Raw genomic sequence first — 15,721 nt, 5'->3', positions numbered from 1 at the left:
GAGCGTTTAAGCGCGCTGAAAAACAGGCGGGTCACCCCGCCTGAACTGAATTACTTCTTAGCACGCTCTTCGAGCATGGCTACTGCTGGCAGAACTTTGCCTTCCACGAACTCGAGGAATGCGCCGCCACCAGTGGAGATGTAGGAGATTTTGTCAGCGATGCCGAACAGGTCGATAGCCGCCAGGGTGTCGCCGCCGCCAGCGATAGAGAATGCTTCGCTGTCGGCAATGGCGTTAGCCACGATTTCAGTCCCTTTACGGAAGTTCGGGAATTCAAACACACCAACCGGGCCGTTCCACAGAATGGTTTTTGCATTCTTCAGGATCTCAGCCAGCTGCTGTGCAGATGCGTCACCGATATCCAGGATCTGCTCGTCTTCTTTCACGTCGTTAACAGATTTCAGCGTTGCAGGCGCAGTTTCAGAGAACTCAGTTGCTACGCGAACGTCAGCCGGTACCGGGATGTCGCAGAGAGTCAGCAGGCGCTTGGCTTCATCAACCAGGTCTGCTTCGTACAGGGATTTACCCACGTTGTGGCCTTGCGCAGCAACGAAGGTGTTGGCGATACCACCGCCGACGATCAGCTGGTCAGCAATTTTAGACAGAGAGTCCAGAACGGTCAGTTTGGTAGAAACTTTAGAACCACCAACGATAGCAACCATCGGACGAGCCGGTTCTTTCAGAGCTTTGCCCAGTGCGTCCAGCTCAGCGGCCAGCAGCGGACCCGCGCAAGCAACGTCAGCGAATTTCGCGATACCGTGAGTAGAAGCCTGCGCACGGTGAGCCGTACCGAAAGCATCCATGACGAATACGTCGCACAGTGCAGCGTATTTTTTAGACAGTGCTTCGTCGTCTTTCTTCTCGCCTTTGTTAAAGCGAACGTTTTCCAGAACCACCAGTTCACCGGCTGCAACGTCAACGCCGTCGAGGTAATCTTTTACCAGACGAACCGGGTTAGACAGTTTGTCTTTCAGGTAGTTAACAACCGGCAGCAGAGAGAATTCTTCGTTGTACTCGCCTTCGGTAGGACGACCCAGGTGGGAAGTTACCATCACTTTTGCACCCTGTTTCAGGGCCAGTTCGATGGTCGGCAGAGACGCACGGATACGCGCATCGCTGGTTACTTTCCCTTCTTTAACTGGTACGTTCAGATCCGCACGGATAAAAACACGTTTACCAGCAAGATCCAGATCGGTCATCTTAATTACAGACATGGTGAATCCTCTCGTTGATTCTTAAAGTTTTGCAAGCGCTCACGCGCCTTACCTGAAACCAATAGCAGCCATCGCTAACGTTGTGTCGAGCATGCGGTTAGCAAAGCCCCATTCATTATCGCACCAGACCAATGTTTTGATCAGGTGAGCACCACTTACGCGCGTTTGCGTACCATCAACGATGGCGCTGTGCGGGTCGTGGTTAAAATCTACAGAGACCAACGGTAATTCCGTATAGTCAACTATACCATGAAATGCACCTTGTGCTGCTTTTTGCAGCAACTGGTTGACTTCACTCGCTTTTACTGGTTTTTTCACCGTCACGCTTAAGTCGATCGCCGTCACATTTATGGTCGGTACACGCACCGCTATCGCTTCAAAACGATCGTTAAATTGTGGAAAAATTCGTGTGATCCCCGCCGCCAGTTTGGTATCAACGGGAATAATCGACTGACTGGCTGCTCGCGTACGACGCAGGTCGGGATGATAGGCATCAATAACCTGTTGATCGTGCATCGCGGAGTGGATCGTCGTAACGGTGCCGGACTCGATGCCGTAAGCATCATCCAACAATTTAATAACGGGAATAATGCAATTCGTGGTGCAGGAGGCGTTGGAAACGATCCGGTGTTCAGCGCGCAGCTGATCCTGATTAACGCCAAACACAACGGTTGCGTCGATGTCGTGACTACCAGGATGTGAAAAGAGCACTTTTTTTGCACCTGCGGCAATATGCGCTTCGCCGTGTTCGCGGCTACCGAAGACCCCCGTACAGTCCAGCACGACGTCAACACCCAGTTCGCGCCACGGAAGCGCATCGAGTGTTCGCTCATGCAGAATGCGAATCGCGTCGTCGCCAACAATGAGCTGGTCGCGTTCCTGGCGAACATCCCAAGCAAAACGTCCATGGCTGGTGTCATATTTCAACAAATGCGCCATGCCTTCAGCACTCGCCAATTCGTTGATGGCCACCACGGTGATTTCCGCCCGACGCCCGGATTCATACAAAGCACGAACCACGTTGCGCCCGATGCGACCGAAACCATTAATCGCTACGCGTACGGTCATAGGTCTCCTGCAAGGATTTCTCAGAAACGATGTGGCTGACAGAGTAATGCAGCAAATCGCTCAGGGAAACCTTACCTGTCGCAAACTGCGACTGTTTGATTAATTGTCGAACATTTAATCGACTGAAACGCTTCAGCTAGAATAAGCGAAACAAGGAATAAAAGGAATGATTGTCCAGCAACAGAACACCGTTATCTGACTTACATCACATTTTAACGCTCTACCCCGCTAAATTTATTCCATATTCCTGAATTGCGAATAAGCGTAGCAAGATTATTTCGTTGCCGTGTCACAAATCCTGATTTATATCAGAAAGCACCCTAGCCAGCGTCTATATTATCAGCGCTACGTCCGAGTCTCGGAGTCCCTCAACCTATGGTCACATACTCTCCTCACGCCTCTGCAGCTCGCTTTCATGCGCTGCGTTTACTCCCTGGCCAGGAAGTCTTTTCCCGACTGCACGATTTTATCCAACAGCATCAATTACATGCCGCCTGGATTGCCGGTTGTACCGGAAGTTTAACCCACGTTGCCTTACGCTTCGCGGGTCAGGAAGAAACCACATTGCTCACCGGCACCTGGGAAATTATCTCCCTGAACGGCACGCTGGAACTGACCGGCGAACACCTGCATCTTGCGGTTTCTGACCCACAGGGCGCGATGTTGGGAGGCCACATGATGCCGGGCTGTACCGTGCGAACCACGCTGGAACTGGTGATTGGCGAACTCACAGAGCTGGCGTTTAGCCGCCAACCTTGTGTCGTTTCCGGCTATGACGAACTGGTTATCACATCCCGTTAACGCTTCACTTTAAAGAGGTTTTCTATGGCGCGTCGCCAATTTTCCAGCCAGTCACTGGTACTGATTGTTATTGCCATTGCCATCAATATGGTCGGTGGACAGCTCATCAGCATGGTGAAACTGCCTATTTTTCTCGACTCCATCGGCACCATTATCAGCGCGGTGCTATTAGGCCCGATTGTGGGAATGTTAACGGGATTACTCACCAACCTGCTGTGGGGGTTACTCACCGATCCGATCGCTGCCGCCTTCGCGCCGGTAGCCATGGTTATCGGGCTGGTCGCAGGATGGCTAGCACGAGCAGGATGGTTTCGTACCTTACCGAAAGTGGTGTTCAGCGGCGTGATCATTACCCTGGCCGTCACTGTCGTTGCCGTGCCTATCCGCACCACCTTGTTTGGCGGCGTGACCGGCAGCGGCGCTGATTTATTTGTTGCCTGGATGCACTCGGTTGGCGAGGGTCTGGTTGAGTCGGTGGCTGTCACGGTGATTGGCGCCAATCTGGTAGATAAAATTCTCACCGCCGTGATTGTTTGGGTACTGTTGCGCCAGCTTCCATTGCGCACCACACGTCATTTTCCAACGATGTCTGCTGTGCGCTAAATGCACCCGTTTACCTCGTTAACCCTGTGGGCGCTGGCCGCATGTTCCACATTGCTGCTACCCGCGGGAATACCGCTTACCGTTTACAGCACGGTCGTGTTCCTGTTCTTACTGTGTATGCCAGCCACGCGTCCCCGGGCGAAATATGTCGTCTGGTTGATGGTGCCCCTGGGCGTTGGATTGTGGCTGGTCCACGGTGGCTGGTTGACCGAATGGATAAGCGGACAACCGCGCACGCCACAACGGTGGGCCGATGCCATCACGCTGTGGTTGCGGATCCTGGCAATTGTGTCAACGTCACAGCTGTGGATGCAGTACGTGCCGGTATCGCGGTTTATTCGCGCCCTGTTTGCCTCCCGCCTGCCACCCGGCGTTGCCTACCTGTTTGCAGGCCCGCTGCTGGTTGTTGAGCAACTCAAACGCCAGTTGGCGATTATTCACGAAGCCCAGCGCGCGCGCGGCATGCCGTTGGACGAGCACTGGTATCAACGGCTGCGCGCCACGCCGGCGCTGATCGTGCCACTCACGCATAATGCGCTTAACGATCTGGTGGTTCGCGGGGCGGCACTGGACATGCGGGCCTTTCGTTTGCATCGCAAACGCACAACGTTATGGGCACCGGAGGACAGCACCTTACAACGCATTGCCCGCTACACGATGGTACTCGCCATGCTGGTCGAAACAGGAGTGTGGATATGGTTACGCTAGAGCAGTTTCGCTATCTCCCGACGCACGCTACGCGCCCACCAGCCTGCTTTGACTTCCACTATGCTGAACCCGGAATGGTGGCGATTTTCGGTGATAACGGCAGCGGAAAAAGTACGCTGGCACAGCTGATGGCAGGCTGGTACCCCGATTTTCTTCCCGGAGAGATTGAAGGGAAAGGAAAGTTGCTGGGAAATCCTGTCGGACAACTGTCACTCGTCGAGCAGTCGTGTACCATCCAACTGGTGCAGCAATCGCCTTATCTGCAGCTTTCTGGCTGCACATTCAGCGTGGAGGAAGAAGTGGCATTCGGCCCGGAGAACCTCTGCCTGCAGGAGGCTGAAATTATGCGTCGAATTGACGCCGCACTCACACTGACGGAATGCCAGTCGTTGCGCCATCGCCATCCAGGAACGCTTTCCGGCGGAGAAACACAGCGGGTGGTCATTGCCAGCGCGCTAGCCATGCAACCCAGAATATTGATTCTGGATGAAGCATTCAGTCGTCTGACGGCGCAGGCCACCAGTATGTTGCTGGATCGGTTGCATCAATGGGCGCAGGAACAACAGGCGTTGATTGTGCTTTTCGAACGAGACCACACCCCTTTTATCAGCCATTGTCAGCAGGCATGGCAACTGCGTGACGGAGCGCTATCCCCACAATGCTAACGCTTAACCAGGTGACGTATCGCTGGCCGAATGCCTCTTATAACTGCCTGCACAACATCTCGCTTAATCTTAACGCCGGTGAATGGCTGGCGCTGACGGGCGATAATGGCGCGGGAAAATCCACGCTGCTGCGCATCATGGCGGGCCTTCTGCCCCCCTCATCTGGCACGATAACCTTGAGTGACAGATCGATTGCGCAACTGAAAAACCGCGAAAGAGCTAAGGTGCTCGGCGTATTGTTTCAGGAAGCCGAAAACCAAATTTTTCACAGCAAGGTCGTAGAGGAAGTCGCCTTTGGATTGCGACTGCAAAAGCGTCCCGCCGCGGAGGTTGCGCAACGCACTGCAGCAGCCCTGCAGTTATGTCAGTTAGCGGACGTCGCCGACGCTCATCCGCTGGATCTGCACACCGCACAACGACGTATGGTCGCCGTCGCCAGCCTTGAAGCCATGGCACCAGCCCTTCTCCTGCTTGATGAACCGAGCCGGGATTTTGACGCACACTGGCTGGCGATATTTGAGAACTGGCTCGCGGTATGCCGCGCACGAGGTACTAGCGTGGTCGCGATCAGCCATGACGTTGCATTTACGCAGCGTCATTTTTCTCGCGTAGTGCGCCTTGAAACGGGTCAGCTACGCCAAGAAAAAATCTGACGCACAAAAAAAACGGGCCGCCTGAGCGACCCGTTATACCGTTGTAATCGTAATTACAGCAGTTCTTTGGCTTTCGCAACCACGTTGTCTACGGTGAAGCCAAACTCTTCAAACAGCAGCTCAGCCGGAGCAGACTCACCAAAGGTGGTCATACCGATGATAGCGCCGTTCAGGCCCACGTATTTGAACCAGTAGTCCGCGATACCCGCTTCAATTGCCACGCGAGCAGAGACAGCTTTCGGCAGCACGGATTCGCGATAAGCGGCATCCTGCTTGTCGAATGCATCGGTAGACGGCATGGAGACCACGCGCGCTTTAACGCCTTCCGCCGTCAGTTTGTCCCATGCAGCCACCGCCAGTTCAACTTCAGAACCGGTAGCAATGAAGATCAGCTCAGGCTGGCCAGCGCAATCTTTCAGCACGTAACCACCGCGTGCGATGTTTGCCAGCTGCTCTTCAGTACGTTCCTGCTGTGCCAGGTTCTGACGGGAGAGGATCAGCGCGGTCGGACCGTCCTGACGCTCAACGCCGTATTTCCACGCTACCGCAGATTCAACCTGGTCACATGGACGCCATGTGCTCATGTTCGGGGTCACGCGCAGAGAAGCAACCTGCTCTACCGGCTGGTGAGTCGGGCCATCTTCGCCCAAACCGATGGAATCGTGGGTATAGACCATCACTTGACGCTGTTTCATGAGTGCCGCCATACGCACCGCATTACGGGCATATTCAACGAACATCAGGAAGGTAGAGGTGTACGGCAGGAAACCACCGTGCAGCGCGATACCGTTAGCGATAGCGGTCATACCAAATTCACGAACACCGTAATGGATGTAGTTACCAGCAGCGTCTTCGTTAATGGCTTTAGAACCAGACCAGATAGTCAGGTTAGATGGGGCGAGGTCAGCGGAACCACCGAGGAATTCTGGCAGTAAAGGACCAAACGCTTCAATAGCGTTCTGGGATGCTTTACGGCTGGCGATTTTGGACGGATTGGCCTGCAGTTTAGCAATGAACTCATTCGCTTTCGCATCGAAGTCAGATGGCATTTCACCTTTCATACGACGGGTGAATTCAGCGGCTTCCTGCGGGAAGGCTTTCGCATAAGCAGCGAATTTCTCGTTCCACGCCGCTTCTTTAACCTGACCTGCTTCTTTCGCATCCCACTGTGCGTAGATTTCAGACGGGATTTCAAACGGCGCGTATTTCCAGCCCAGCTGCTCGCGGGTCAGTGCAATTTCTGCGTCGCCCAGCGGTGCACCGTGAGAGTCGTGGGTGCCAGCTTTGTTCGGGGAACCGAAACCGATGATGGTTTTGCACATCAGCAGGGACGGTTTGTCGGTCACTGCGCGGGCTTCTTCTACTGCGCGCTTAATCGCATCAGCATCATGACCATCAACGCCACGCACCACGTGCCAGCCGTAAGCTTCGAAACGCTTCGCGGTGTCATCAGTGAACCAGCCTTCAACGTGACCATCGATAGAAATACCGTTGTCATCGTAGAACGCAATCAGTTTGCCCAGCTTCAGCGTACCAGCCAGAGAACATACCTCGTGAGAGATACCTTCCATCATGCAGCCGTCGCCCATGAAGGCGTAGGTGAAGTGGTCAACAATGTCGTGACCTGGACGGTTAAACTGCGCCGCCAGCGTTTTTTCAGCGATAGCCATACCCACCGCGTTAGCGATGCCCTGACCCAGCGGACCGGTAGTCGTTTCCACACCCGCGGTATAACCCACTTCCGGGTGACCCGGCGTTTTGGAGTGCAGCTGACGGAAGTTCTGCAGCTCAGACATCGGCAGGTCGTAGCCGGAGAGGTGCAGCAAACTATAAATCAGCATTGAGCCGTGACCGTTTGACAACACGAAGCGGTCACGGTCAGCCCAGGACGGGTTATTTGGGTTGTGGTTCAGGAAATCACGCCACAGGACTTCGGCAATGTCAGCCATACCCATCGGGGCACCCGGATGACCGGATTTGGCTTTCTGTACTGCGTCCATGCTCAGCGCACGAATAGCATTGGCAAGCTCTTTACGTGAGGACATTTTGACTCCAGATCGGATAATGAAGGCTGTGCCCGGAACGACTTGACGACAGAGCGTTTTGGGCTACGCCGGAAAAAAGTGCCAACAATGTAACCCAAGCCGCGTGCCATGTACATGGAGCATCCTTTTACCGCTTCAGAAATCTCTGGATCCTGCACGCATGTTGCGCAATCTTCTCGCCCGCTTGTTGTTCTTTTCTTTATACTTAGGTTGAGCGTCGCATTACCTGCAAACGACGCATTTTTTAGAATAATCCTGACTTCGTGCGGAAGAGAAAAAATGAAAATTCGCGCTTTACTGCTTGCTATGAGCATGGCAACGGCATTGACCGGCTGCCAGAATATGGACTCCAACGGACTACTTTCATCTGGCGCAGGTGCTTTCCAGGCCTACAGTCTGAGCGATGCTCAGGTCATCGCGCTGAGCAACCAAGCCTGCCAGGATATGGACAGCAAAGCGACCATTGCTCCTGCCAGCAGTGAATATACCAAACGACTGAGCAAAATCGCCGCTGCGCTAGGCGATAACATCAACGGACAGCCGGTGAATTACAAAGTCTATGTGGCGAAAGACGTCAACGCGTTTGCGATGGCAAATGGCTGCATCCGCGTGTACAGCGGCCTGATGGATATGATGACCGATAACGAAGTTGAGGCGGTTATTGGTCACGAAATGGGCCACGTTGCGCTGGGTCACGTGAAGAAAGGAATGCAAGTTGCGCTGGGAACCAACGCCGTGCGTGCCGCAGCGGCCTCTGCGGGCGGCATCGTCGGCAGCTTGTCGCAGTCTCAGCTTGGCGATCTGGGAGAAAAACTGGTGAACTCGCAGTTCTCCCAACGTCAGGAATCCGAAGCGGATGATTACTCGTATGATTTGTTGCGCAAACGCGGTATTAATCCGGCAGGCTTAGCCACCAGCTTTGAGAAACTGGCAAAACTGGAAGCCGGTCATCAAAGCTCAATGTTTGACGACCATCCAGCCTCCGCCGAACGTGCGCAACATATTCGCGACCGCATGAGCGCAGACGGAATTAAGTAATCTTCAAACAGTGCCGGATGGCTGCGTAAACGCCTATCCGGCCTACAGATTCAACAACAATGTAGGCCGGATTAGCGTCAGCGACATCCGGCAAAATTGTCCGAAATCCGTTATTCGCCTTTCTTCGCCGCCTGGATATACAACATCTCCAGTGCCAGCGTTGCTGCTGCCAGCGCGGTGATCTCAGACTGATCGTAGGCCGGGGCCACTTCGACTACATCCATCCCGACAATATTCAGATCCTTCAGGCCACGCACCAGTTTGATCGCACGATCCGACGTCAGACCGCCGATCACTGGCGTACCCGTACCCGGAGCAAACGCCGGATCCAGGCAGTCGATATCAAAGGTCAGGTAAACCGGCATGTCACCGACAATCTGCTTCACCTGCGCAATGATGTCATCCACGCTGCGATCGTTCACCTGGCAGGCATCCAGTACGGTAAAGCCGTTGTCTTTGTCAAACTCGGTCCGAATACCGATCTGCACGGAATGGTTCGGATCGATCAGGCCTTCGTTCGGCGCGGTATAGAACATGGTGCCGTGGTCAAATTCACAGCCGTTAGCATAGGTGTCGGTGTGGGCATCAAAGTGCACCAGCGCCATTTTACCAAAGTGCTTAGCGTGCGCGCGCAGCAGCGGCAGCGTGACGAAGTGGTCACCGCCGAAGGAGAGCATGCGCTTGCCGGCAGAAAGCAGCTTTTCAGCATGCGCCTGCAATTTTTCACTCATTTCACGCGCATCGCCAAACGCATACACCAGATCGCCGCAGTCCACGACGTTCAGGCGTTCACGCATGTCAAAATTCCACGGGAAGCGGTTGTGCTCCCAGGCCAGATTGGTCGACACCTGACGGATCGCTGCCGGACCATGACGCCCACCCGCACGACCAGACGTCGCCATATCAAACGGTACGCCGGTAATAACCCAGTCGGCATCGCTGTCGTAGGGCTGGAAATTCATCGGCAGACGTAAAAAACCAAAGGCGTTAGAAACCAGGGAGTTGTCGTATTGATGACCTAAGGTGCTCATGTACTGACCTCTTATAAAATCGGTTAAAAAAAATCCCCTCCGCGTCGTTAAACCCGACGAGGAAGGGATTGATTTACGTGACTACGTGTATGGGCGAATTATCGCCGCTAATTTGTCCAGGTTCAAGCGACCCAGAACAACCTTACTCGTCTTCGAGATAGGTATAGCCGTACAGTCCAGCCTCGAACTCTTCGAGGAACTGCTGTTGCAGCGCATCGTCCAGATCGGTCTGTTTAACCTGATCGCGGAAGTGGGTCAGCAACGTTTTTGGATCCAGCTGCACGTACTGCAACATGTCCGCGACGGTATCCCCTTCATCAGACAGCTCAACTTCAACGCTACCATCCGGGAAGACAAATACGTCGACCGCTTCGGTATCGCCGAACAGGTTGTGCATGTTGCCAAGGATTTCCTGGTACGCGCCAACCATAAAGAAGCCCAGCATCGGCGGGTTCTCAGGATCGTACTCCGGCATCGGCATGGTGGTAGCAATACCATCGCCGTCAACATAGTGGTCAATAGCACCGTCAGAGTCGCAGGTAATATCCAGCAGCACCGCACGGCGCTCAGGGACCTGGTTCAGTCCTTCCAGCGGCATGACCGGGAACAGCTGATCGATCCCCCACGCATCCGGCATCGACTGGAACAGTGAGAAGTTGACGTAAATCTTATCCGCCATACGCTCCTGCAGTTCGTCGATGATCGGACGGTGCGCGCGGTTGCTCGGGTCGAGCTGTTTCTGCACGTCATGGCACATGTTCAGATACAGCTGCTCTGCCCACGCGCGCTCCTGCAGGCTGAAGGTTCCGGATGAATAGCCAATGTGAACATCGTGCAAATCCATCTGACTGTCGTGCAGCCATTCACGCAGCGAACGGCGGGTGCCCGGTTCGTGCATCTCCTGCCAGGTTTCCCACATGCTTTGCAGGGCACGCGGCGCATCGTCAGCCGGAGGCGTAGCTTCGGTGTGTTCGCTACGCTCAACGCCGATGATGTTAGACACCAGCACGGTATGGTGCGCGGTTACCGCACGGCCGGACTCGGTAATTACCGTCGGATGCGGCAGGCCGTGTTCTTCACAGGCATCGCCAATCGCCCAGATAATATTGTTGGCGTATTCGTTCAGACCGTAGTTGACCGAACAGTCAGACTGCGAGCGTGTCCCTTCATAGTCCACGCCGAGGCCACCACCCACATCGAAGCACTGGATGTTTACGCCCAGTTTGTGCAGCTCAACGTAGAAACGCGCAGATTCACGTACGCCGGTGGCGATATCGCGAATGTTCGCCATCTGTGAACCGAGATGGAAGTGCAGCAATTGAATGCTGTCCAGACGACCGCGTTCGCGCAGAATTTCCACCAGTTGCAGTACCTGGTTCGCCGCCAGGCCGAACTTGGATTTTTCACCACCGGAGGACTGCCATTTACCAGAACCTTGCGAGGCCAGACGCGCACGCACGCCCAGACGCGGGACCACATTCAGCCGTTCGGCTTCATCCAGCACGATCGCGATTTCAGACATCTTCTCAATGACCAGATAGACCTTGTGGCCCATCTTCTCGCCAATCAGCGCCAGACGAATGTATTCGCGGTCTTTGTAACCATTACAGACAATCACGCTGCGGGTCATGCCCGCATGCGCCAAAACCGCCATCAGTTCGGCCTTAGAACCGGCTTCCAGTCCCAGCGGCTCACCGGAGTGAATCAGCGATTCAATCACACGACGGTGCTGATTAACCTTGATCGGATAAACGAGGAAATAATCACCCTTGTAGCCGTAAGATTCGCGGGCGCGTTTGAATGCGGCGTTAATCGAACGCAGACGGTGTTGCAGGATCTGTGGGAAACAGAACAGCGCAGGCAGACGTTGCCCCTGCGCTTCGCGAGCTTTTACCAGCTCGGCAAGATCAACACGTGCTTCCGGGACGTCAGGGTCCGGACACACGCTAATGTGACCGAGTTCGTTGACGTCATAGTAGTTATTACCCCACCAGGCAATATTGTAGGTACGCAGCATCTTGCTGGCTTCCTGGGAACTCATTGCAACCTCCTGCATGGAGCGTAGTACACCCTGTCCGCCTGCTGACGAAGGCGAACCCATAGAAATGTCGTCAGACATAGCGAACCTCAAATTTTATTAACAAGTGTAAAACAGTTGACTACTATCGCAATCCGAAGAAGCGATAACAACCCATAAACAGGCAGATTTTCCAGCAGATAGTGCTGACGCTCCGACTGTGCGACCGGTTTCTTTATCATTTCATTGTAAACACGTTACCGAACGTAATACTGACAGTTCGGCGAAACCACGAGAAAACTCTTGTTTACCAAGAGCGCCCTTGTTCAGTCCTTAGCGACCGTTACCGGCTCTTGAGTCCTGAGATACGCCGAGATGGGTATACACTTCATCCTTCATGCAGCCTCGACGCAGCATGAATGATTTTATGTATATAACATCGACAGGTATGCAAAGCAGAGATGCAGATTGCGGGGGACATATGCACACCTGAACGGTGTGGCAGATTCAGCAGAATACAACGGTTCATTATCTCGTATCACCTCCACGGTCGCTCCAGACGGAACGAACCCACAAGCCAAAGCTAAAGTGTTAACCCGGCTGGAAGTGGCGACACGATGAAAACGTCGTGTGCTTTTTGTATAAGCCGCGCGCCGCGTTTTATACCGATAAGAGTACGAAAAAGCAAAAGATAAATGCGCGCATTGCCAGCACCGTCAGGAAAAATTTCCAGTTACATTTTCGGTACAATGCGACCGTAGTCAAAAAAAGCTGGAAATCGGGCGAAGAACTGTCCTAAAATAGCCGTCCAGATGTTAATCCATCTATACCGATTAACACTCAGACTGCCAGTGTCCGAAATCTGCAGACTCATGGTAGAATCTTCTACACATGGCTATTCCACTCGACAGTTTGAGCTAACCAAATTCTCCTTAGGTGAAATTAAATATGGCAAAACACCTTTTTACGTCCGAGTCCGTATCAGAAGGGCATCCTGACAAAATCGCTGACCAAATCTCTGATGCCGTGCTGGATGCAATCCTCGAACAGGATCCGAAAGCACGCGTCGCCTGCGAAACCTATGTCAAAACCGGTATGGTTTTAGTTGGCGGTGAAATCACCACCAGCGCATGGGTCGACATCGAAGAGATCACGCGTAATACGGTTCGCGAAATTGGCTATGTGCATTCCGACATGGGCTTTGACGCTAACTCTTGCGCAGTACTGAGCGCTATCGGTAAACAGTCTCCGGATATCAACCAGGGCGTTGACCGTGCCGATCCGCTGGAACAGGGCGCGGGCGATCAGGGTCTGATGTTTGGTTATGCCACCAACGAAACCGACGTGTTGATGCCGGCACCAATCACTTACGCTCACCGTCTGGTACAACGTCAGGCTGAAGTGCGTAAAAACGGCACCCTGTCGTGGCTGCGCCCGGATGCGAAAAGCCAGGTCACCTTCCAGTATGACGATGGCAAAATTGTCGGTATTGATGCGGTGGTTCTGTCTACTCAGCACTCTCAAGATGTTGACCAGAAAACACTGCAAGAAGCAGTGATGGAAGAGATCATCAAGCCGGTACTGCCGACCGAGTGGTTGAGCGCATCGACCAAATTCTTCATCAACCCAACCGGCCGTTTCGTTATCGGTGGCCCAATGGGTGACTGCGGTCTGACCGGTCGTAAGATTATCGTTGATACCTACGGCGGCATGGCGCGTCACGGTGGCGGCGCATTCTCAGGTAAAGATCCGTCTAAAGTTGACCGTTCTGCAGCCTACGCAGCCCGCTATGTTGCGAAAAATATCGTGGCTGCCGGTCTGGCTGACCGCTGTGAGATTCAGGTTTCCTACGCTATTGGCGTGGCAGAACCTACCTCTATCATGGTCGAAACCTTCGGTACCGAGAAAGTGCCAACTGAACAGCTGACCCTGCTGGTGCGTGAGTTCTTCGACCTGCGTCCATACGGCCTGATCCAGATGCTGGATCTGCTGCACCCGATCTATAAAGAAACCGCAGCCTACGGCCACTTTGGTCGCGAACATTTCCCATGGGAAAAAACCGACAAAGCGCAACAGCTGCGCGAAGCTGCCGGACTGAAGTAATTTACTGAATACCCCCGCTTACCAGGACCAGCCTTAAGGCTGGTCTTTTTTTTAGCTGTACCTTAACATCCCTCTCCTCCCTGACTTTCAATGCAAATGAAAGCGATTACATCCAGTCATTATCATAATGAATTGATTTTACATCCCTTAATTTCTGCATTTTCATTATTGTTACATTACTTTTCAGTATCGTCTTAATTCCAGGCAATCACTCATTTTTCATTTTTATGAAATTGCATATTTTTCAAATAATTAACTTATAACAGCCGTGAATGCTAGTGTAAGCGATTACACTAATGTGATATTAATCTCATTTTTTCACCCCGTACTCACCTACCCTTAACATCAACAAAAATAAGTTACCCAACCTGGAGGGCATCATGCCTGGGAATAAAAAACAGGGGCGTTCCAACAAAGCCATGACATTTTTTGTCTGCTTTCTTGCCGCCCTGGCAGGATTACTTTTTGGCCTGGATATCGGCGTGATTGCCGGTGCATTACCGTTCATCACCGACGAGTTTCAAATTACCCCGCACACTCAGGAATGGGTGGTCAGCTCCATGATGTTTGGCGCAGCTGTAGGTGCTGTCGGCAGCGGCTGGCTCTCCTTCAAGCTTGGACGTAAAAAAAGCCTGATGATCGGCGCGATCCTGTTTGTCGCCGGCTCGCTGTTCTCCGCCGCGGCGCCTAACGTAGAAGTACTGCTTCTCTCCCGTATCCTGCTGGGTCTGGCCGTGGGCGTTGCGTCTTACACTGCGCCACTGTATCTATCTGAAATTGCACCGGAAAAAATTCGTGGCAGTATGATTTCCATGTATCAGCTGATGATTACCATCGGGATCCTCGGGGCCTATCTATCCGATACCGCCTTTAGCTATAGCGGTGCATGGCGCTGGATGCTGGGCGTGATCATCATTCCTGCCCTGCTGCTGCTGGTTGGCGTGTTCTTCCTGCCGGACAGCCCGCGCTGGTTCGCCGCTAAACGTCGCTTCGTCGATGCTGAACGCGTGCTGTTACGTCTGCGTGATACCAGTGCAGAAGCGAAACGCGAGCTGGATGAAATTCGTGAAAGCCTGCAGGTAAAACAAAGCGGTTGGGCGCTGTTTAAAGAAAACAGCAACTTCCGCCGCGCGGTATTCCTTGGCGTACTGTTACAGGTGATGCAGCAGTTCACCGGGATGAACGTCATCATGTACTACGCACCAAAAATCTTTGAACTGGCGGGTTATACCAACACCACTGAGCAGATGTGGGGCACCGTTATCGTGGGTTTGACCAACGTGCTGGCGACCTTTATCGCCATTGGCCTGGTTGACCGCTGGGGCCGTAAACCGACGCTGATCCTCGGCTTTATCGTGATGGCTATCGGTATGGGCGTGCTGGGCACAATGATGCACATTGGTATCCACTCCGCTGCCGCCCAGTACTTTGCCGTACTGATGCTGCTGATGTTTATCGTTGGCTTCGCGATGAGTGCCGGTCCGCTGATTTGGGTACTGTGCTCTGAAATCCAGCCGCTGAAAGGCCGCGATTTCGGTATCACCTGCTCTACCGCAACCAACTGGATTGCCAACATGATCGTCGGCGCAACCTTCCTGACGATGCTGAACTCGCTGGGCAGCGCCAACACCTTCTGGGTCTACGGCGGCCTGAACGTCCTGTTCATCTTCCTGACCTTGTGGCTGATTCCGGAAACCAAAAACGTCTCCCTGGAACACATTGAACGTAACCTGATGAAAGGCCGTAAACTGCGCGAAATTGGCGCACACGACTAA

14 protein-coding genes and 1 pseudogene are annotated in these 15,721 nt (G+C 53.4%); 8 read left to right on the top strand and 7 right to left on the bottom strand.

All coding sequences use genetic code 11. The features are described from left to right. Positions 1-50: 50 nt before the first annotated feature. Positions 51-1,214, bottom strand: a complete 1,164-nt coding sequence (pgk, locus tag FDX01_RS00220; RefSeq protein ID WP_096755771.1) for a phosphoglycerate kinase — start codon at positions 1,212-1,214, stop codon at positions 51-53. 48 nt (positions 1,215-1,262) lie between these two features. Continuing rightward, the gene (epd, locus tag FDX01_RS00215) at positions 1,263-2,282 is read right to left on the bottom strand and encodes an erythrose-4-phosphate dehydrogenase (protein ID WP_137399026.1); all 1,020 of its coding nucleotides are present in this window, start codon (positions 2,280-2,282) and stop codon (positions 1,263-1,265) included. A 375-nt stretch (positions 2,283-2,657) separates the two neighbouring features. Between epd and FDX01_RS00210 the strand changes: the two genes are divergently transcribed. From FDX01_RS00210 to FDX01_RS00190, 5 genes are read left to right on the top strand one after another with little or no spacing between them, the layout of a single operon-like run. Then, positions 2,658-3,083, top strand: coding sequence for a PPC domain-containing DNA-binding protein (locus tag FDX01_RS00210; RefSeq protein WP_115257526.1), 426 nt, complete (start codon positions 2,658-2,660; stop codon positions 3,081-3,083). 24 nt (positions 3,084-3,107) lie between these two features. Continuing rightward, complete coding sequence (locus tag FDX01_RS00205) at positions 3,108-3,686, top strand: ECF transporter S component (protein ID WP_135911441.1); 579 nt, start codon at positions 3,108-3,110, stop codon at positions 3,684-3,686. Further along, the gene (locus tag FDX01_RS00200; protein ID WP_137399025.1) at positions 3,687-4,394 is read left to right on the top strand and encodes an energy-coupling factor transporter transmembrane component T; all 708 of its coding nucleotides are present in this window, start codon (positions 3,687-3,689) and stop codon (positions 4,392-4,394) included. It abuts the gene before it with no gap. Continuing rightward, positions 4,382-5,059: an energy-coupling factor ABC transporter ATP-binding protein gene (locus tag FDX01_RS00195; protein ID WP_135911439.1), complete on the top strand. Its 678-nt coding sequence runs from the start codon at positions 4,382-4,384 to the stop codon at positions 5,057-5,059. The genes FDX01_RS00200 and FDX01_RS00195 overlap by 13 nt, the downstream gene beginning before the upstream one ends. Continuing rightward, the gene (locus tag FDX01_RS00190; protein ID WP_137399024.1) at positions 5,053-5,712 is read left to right on the top strand and encodes an ATP-binding cassette domain-containing protein; all 660 of its coding nucleotides are present in this window, start codon (positions 5,053-5,055) and stop codon (positions 5,710-5,712) included. Before FDX01_RS00195 ends, FDX01_RS00190 begins: the two co-directional genes overlap by 7 nt. A 53-nt stretch (positions 5,713-5,765) precedes the next feature. Here the strand turns inward: FDX01_RS00190 and tkt are convergent, their stop codons facing one another. After that, positions 5,766-7,757 (bottom strand): transketolase, encoded by a 1,992-nt coding sequence (gene tkt / locus FDX01_RS00185; protein ID WP_096755758.1) that lies wholly within the window; start codon positions 7,755-7,757, stop codon positions 5,766-5,768. A gap of 279 nt (positions 7,758-8,036) precedes the next feature. On the opposite strand from tkt, the gene FDX01_RS00180 reads away from it, so the two are divergent. After that, a complete protein-coding gene (locus tag FDX01_RS00180; protein WP_137399023.1) occupies positions 8,037-8,795 on the top strand; it encodes a M48 family metallopeptidase in 759 nt (252 codons plus the stop codon). Between the two features lie 110 nt (positions 8,796-8,905). On the opposite strand, the gene speB is transcribed toward FDX01_RS00180, so the two are convergent. From speB to FDX01_RS24080, 4 genes and pseudogenes are all read right to left on the bottom strand, one after another. Next, positions 8,906-9,826 carry an agmatinase gene (gene speB / locus FDX01_RS00175; RefSeq protein WP_096755756.1) on the bottom strand — a complete coding sequence of 307 codons (921 nt, stop codon included), beginning with the start codon at positions 9,824-9,826 and terminating at the stop codon, positions 8,906-8,908. 142 nt (positions 9,827-9,968) lie between these two features. Then, positions 9,969-11,945, bottom strand: coding sequence for a biosynthetic arginine decarboxylase (gene speA, locus FDX01_RS00170; RefSeq protein WP_096755755.1), 1,977 nt, complete (start codon positions 11,943-11,945; stop codon positions 9,969-9,971). Positions 11,946-11,953: 8 nt separating this feature from the next. Next, positions 11,954-12,085, bottom strand: coding sequence for an acid stress response protein YqgB (gene yqgB, locus FDX01_RS00165; RefSeq protein ID WP_115257520.1), 132 nt, complete (start codon positions 12,083-12,085; stop codon positions 11,954-11,956). 194 nt (positions 12,086-12,279) lie between these two features. Beyond that, a pseudogene (locus FDX01_RS24080) lies at positions 12,280-12,372 on the bottom strand (hypothetical protein); the annotation flags it as partial. 419 nt (positions 12,373-12,791) lie between these two features. Between FDX01_RS24080 and metK the strand changes: the two are divergent. Both metK and galP read left to right on the top strand, forming a co-directional pair. Further along, positions 12,792-13,946 carry a methionine adenosyltransferase gene (gene metK / locus FDX01_RS00160; protein WP_115257519.1) on the top strand — a complete coding sequence of 385 codons (1,155 nt, stop codon included), beginning with the start codon at positions 12,792-12,794 and terminating at the stop codon, positions 13,944-13,946. Positions 13,947-14,326: 380 nt separating this feature from the next. Further along, a complete protein-coding gene (galP, locus tag FDX01_RS00155) occupies positions 14,327-15,721 on the top strand; it encodes a galactose/proton symporter (RefSeq protein ID WP_096755752.1) in 1,395 nt (464 codons plus the stop codon).

This window comes from Citrobacter sp. wls613 (assembly GCF_005281195.1).
GTDB lineage: Bacteria > Pseudomonadota > Gammaproteobacteria > Enterobacterales > Enterobacteriaceae > Citrobacter > Citrobacter gillenii.
Note: the sequence above shows the minus strand (reverse complement) of the source record. Positions and strands in the feature narration are given on the sequence as shown.

Coding starts and splice junctions, on each gene's coding strand:
- FDX01_RS00200 (WP_137399025.1), top strand. CDS start 3,687: ATGCACCCGTTTACCTCGTTAACCCTGTGGGCGCTGGCCGCATGTTCC.
- speB (WP_096755756.1), bottom strand. CDS start 9,826: ATGAGCACCTTAGGTCATCAATACGACAACTCCCTGGTTTCTAACGCC.
- tkt (WP_096755758.1), bottom strand. CDS start 7,757: ATGTCCTCACGTAAAGAGCTTGCCAATGCTATTCGTGCGCTGAGCATG.
- yqgB (WP_115257520.1), bottom strand. CDS start 12,085: ATGATAAAGAAACCGGTCGCACAGTCGGAGCGTCAGCACTATCTGCTG.
- FDX01_RS00190 (WP_137399024.1), top strand. CDS start 5,053: ATGCTAACGCTTAACCAGGTGACGTATCGCTGGCCGAATGCCTCTTAT.
- speA (WP_096755755.1), bottom strand. CDS start 11,945: ATGTCTGACGACATTTCTATGGGTTCGCCTTCGTCAGCAGGCGGACAG.
- FDX01_RS00210 (WP_115257526.1), top strand. CDS start 2,658: ATGGTCACATACTCTCCTCACGCCTCTGCAGCTCGCTTTCATGCGCTG.
- FDX01_RS00205 (WP_135911441.1), top strand. CDS start 3,108: ATGGCGCGTCGCCAATTTTCCAGCCAGTCACTGGTACTGATTGTTATT.
- pgk (WP_096755771.1), bottom strand. CDS start 1,214: ATGTCTGTAATTAAGATGACCGATCTGGATCTTGCTGGTAAACGTGTT.
- galP (WP_096755752.1), top strand. CDS start 14,327: ATGCCTGGGAATAAAAAACAGGGGCGTTCCAACAAAGCCATGACATTT.
- metK (WP_115257519.1), top strand. CDS start 12,792: ATGGCAAAACACCTTTTTACGTCCGAGTCCGTATCAGAAGGGCATCCT.
- epd (WP_137399026.1), bottom strand. CDS start 2,282: ATGACCGTACGCGTAGCGATTAATGGTTTCGGTCGCATCGGGCGCAAC.
- FDX01_RS00195 (WP_135911439.1), top strand. CDS start 4,382: ATGGTTACGCTAGAGCAGTTTCGCTATCTCCCGACGCACGCTACGCGC.
- FDX01_RS00180 (WP_137399023.1), top strand. CDS start 8,037: ATGAAAATTCGCGCTTTACTGCTTGCTATGAGCATGGCAACGGCATTG.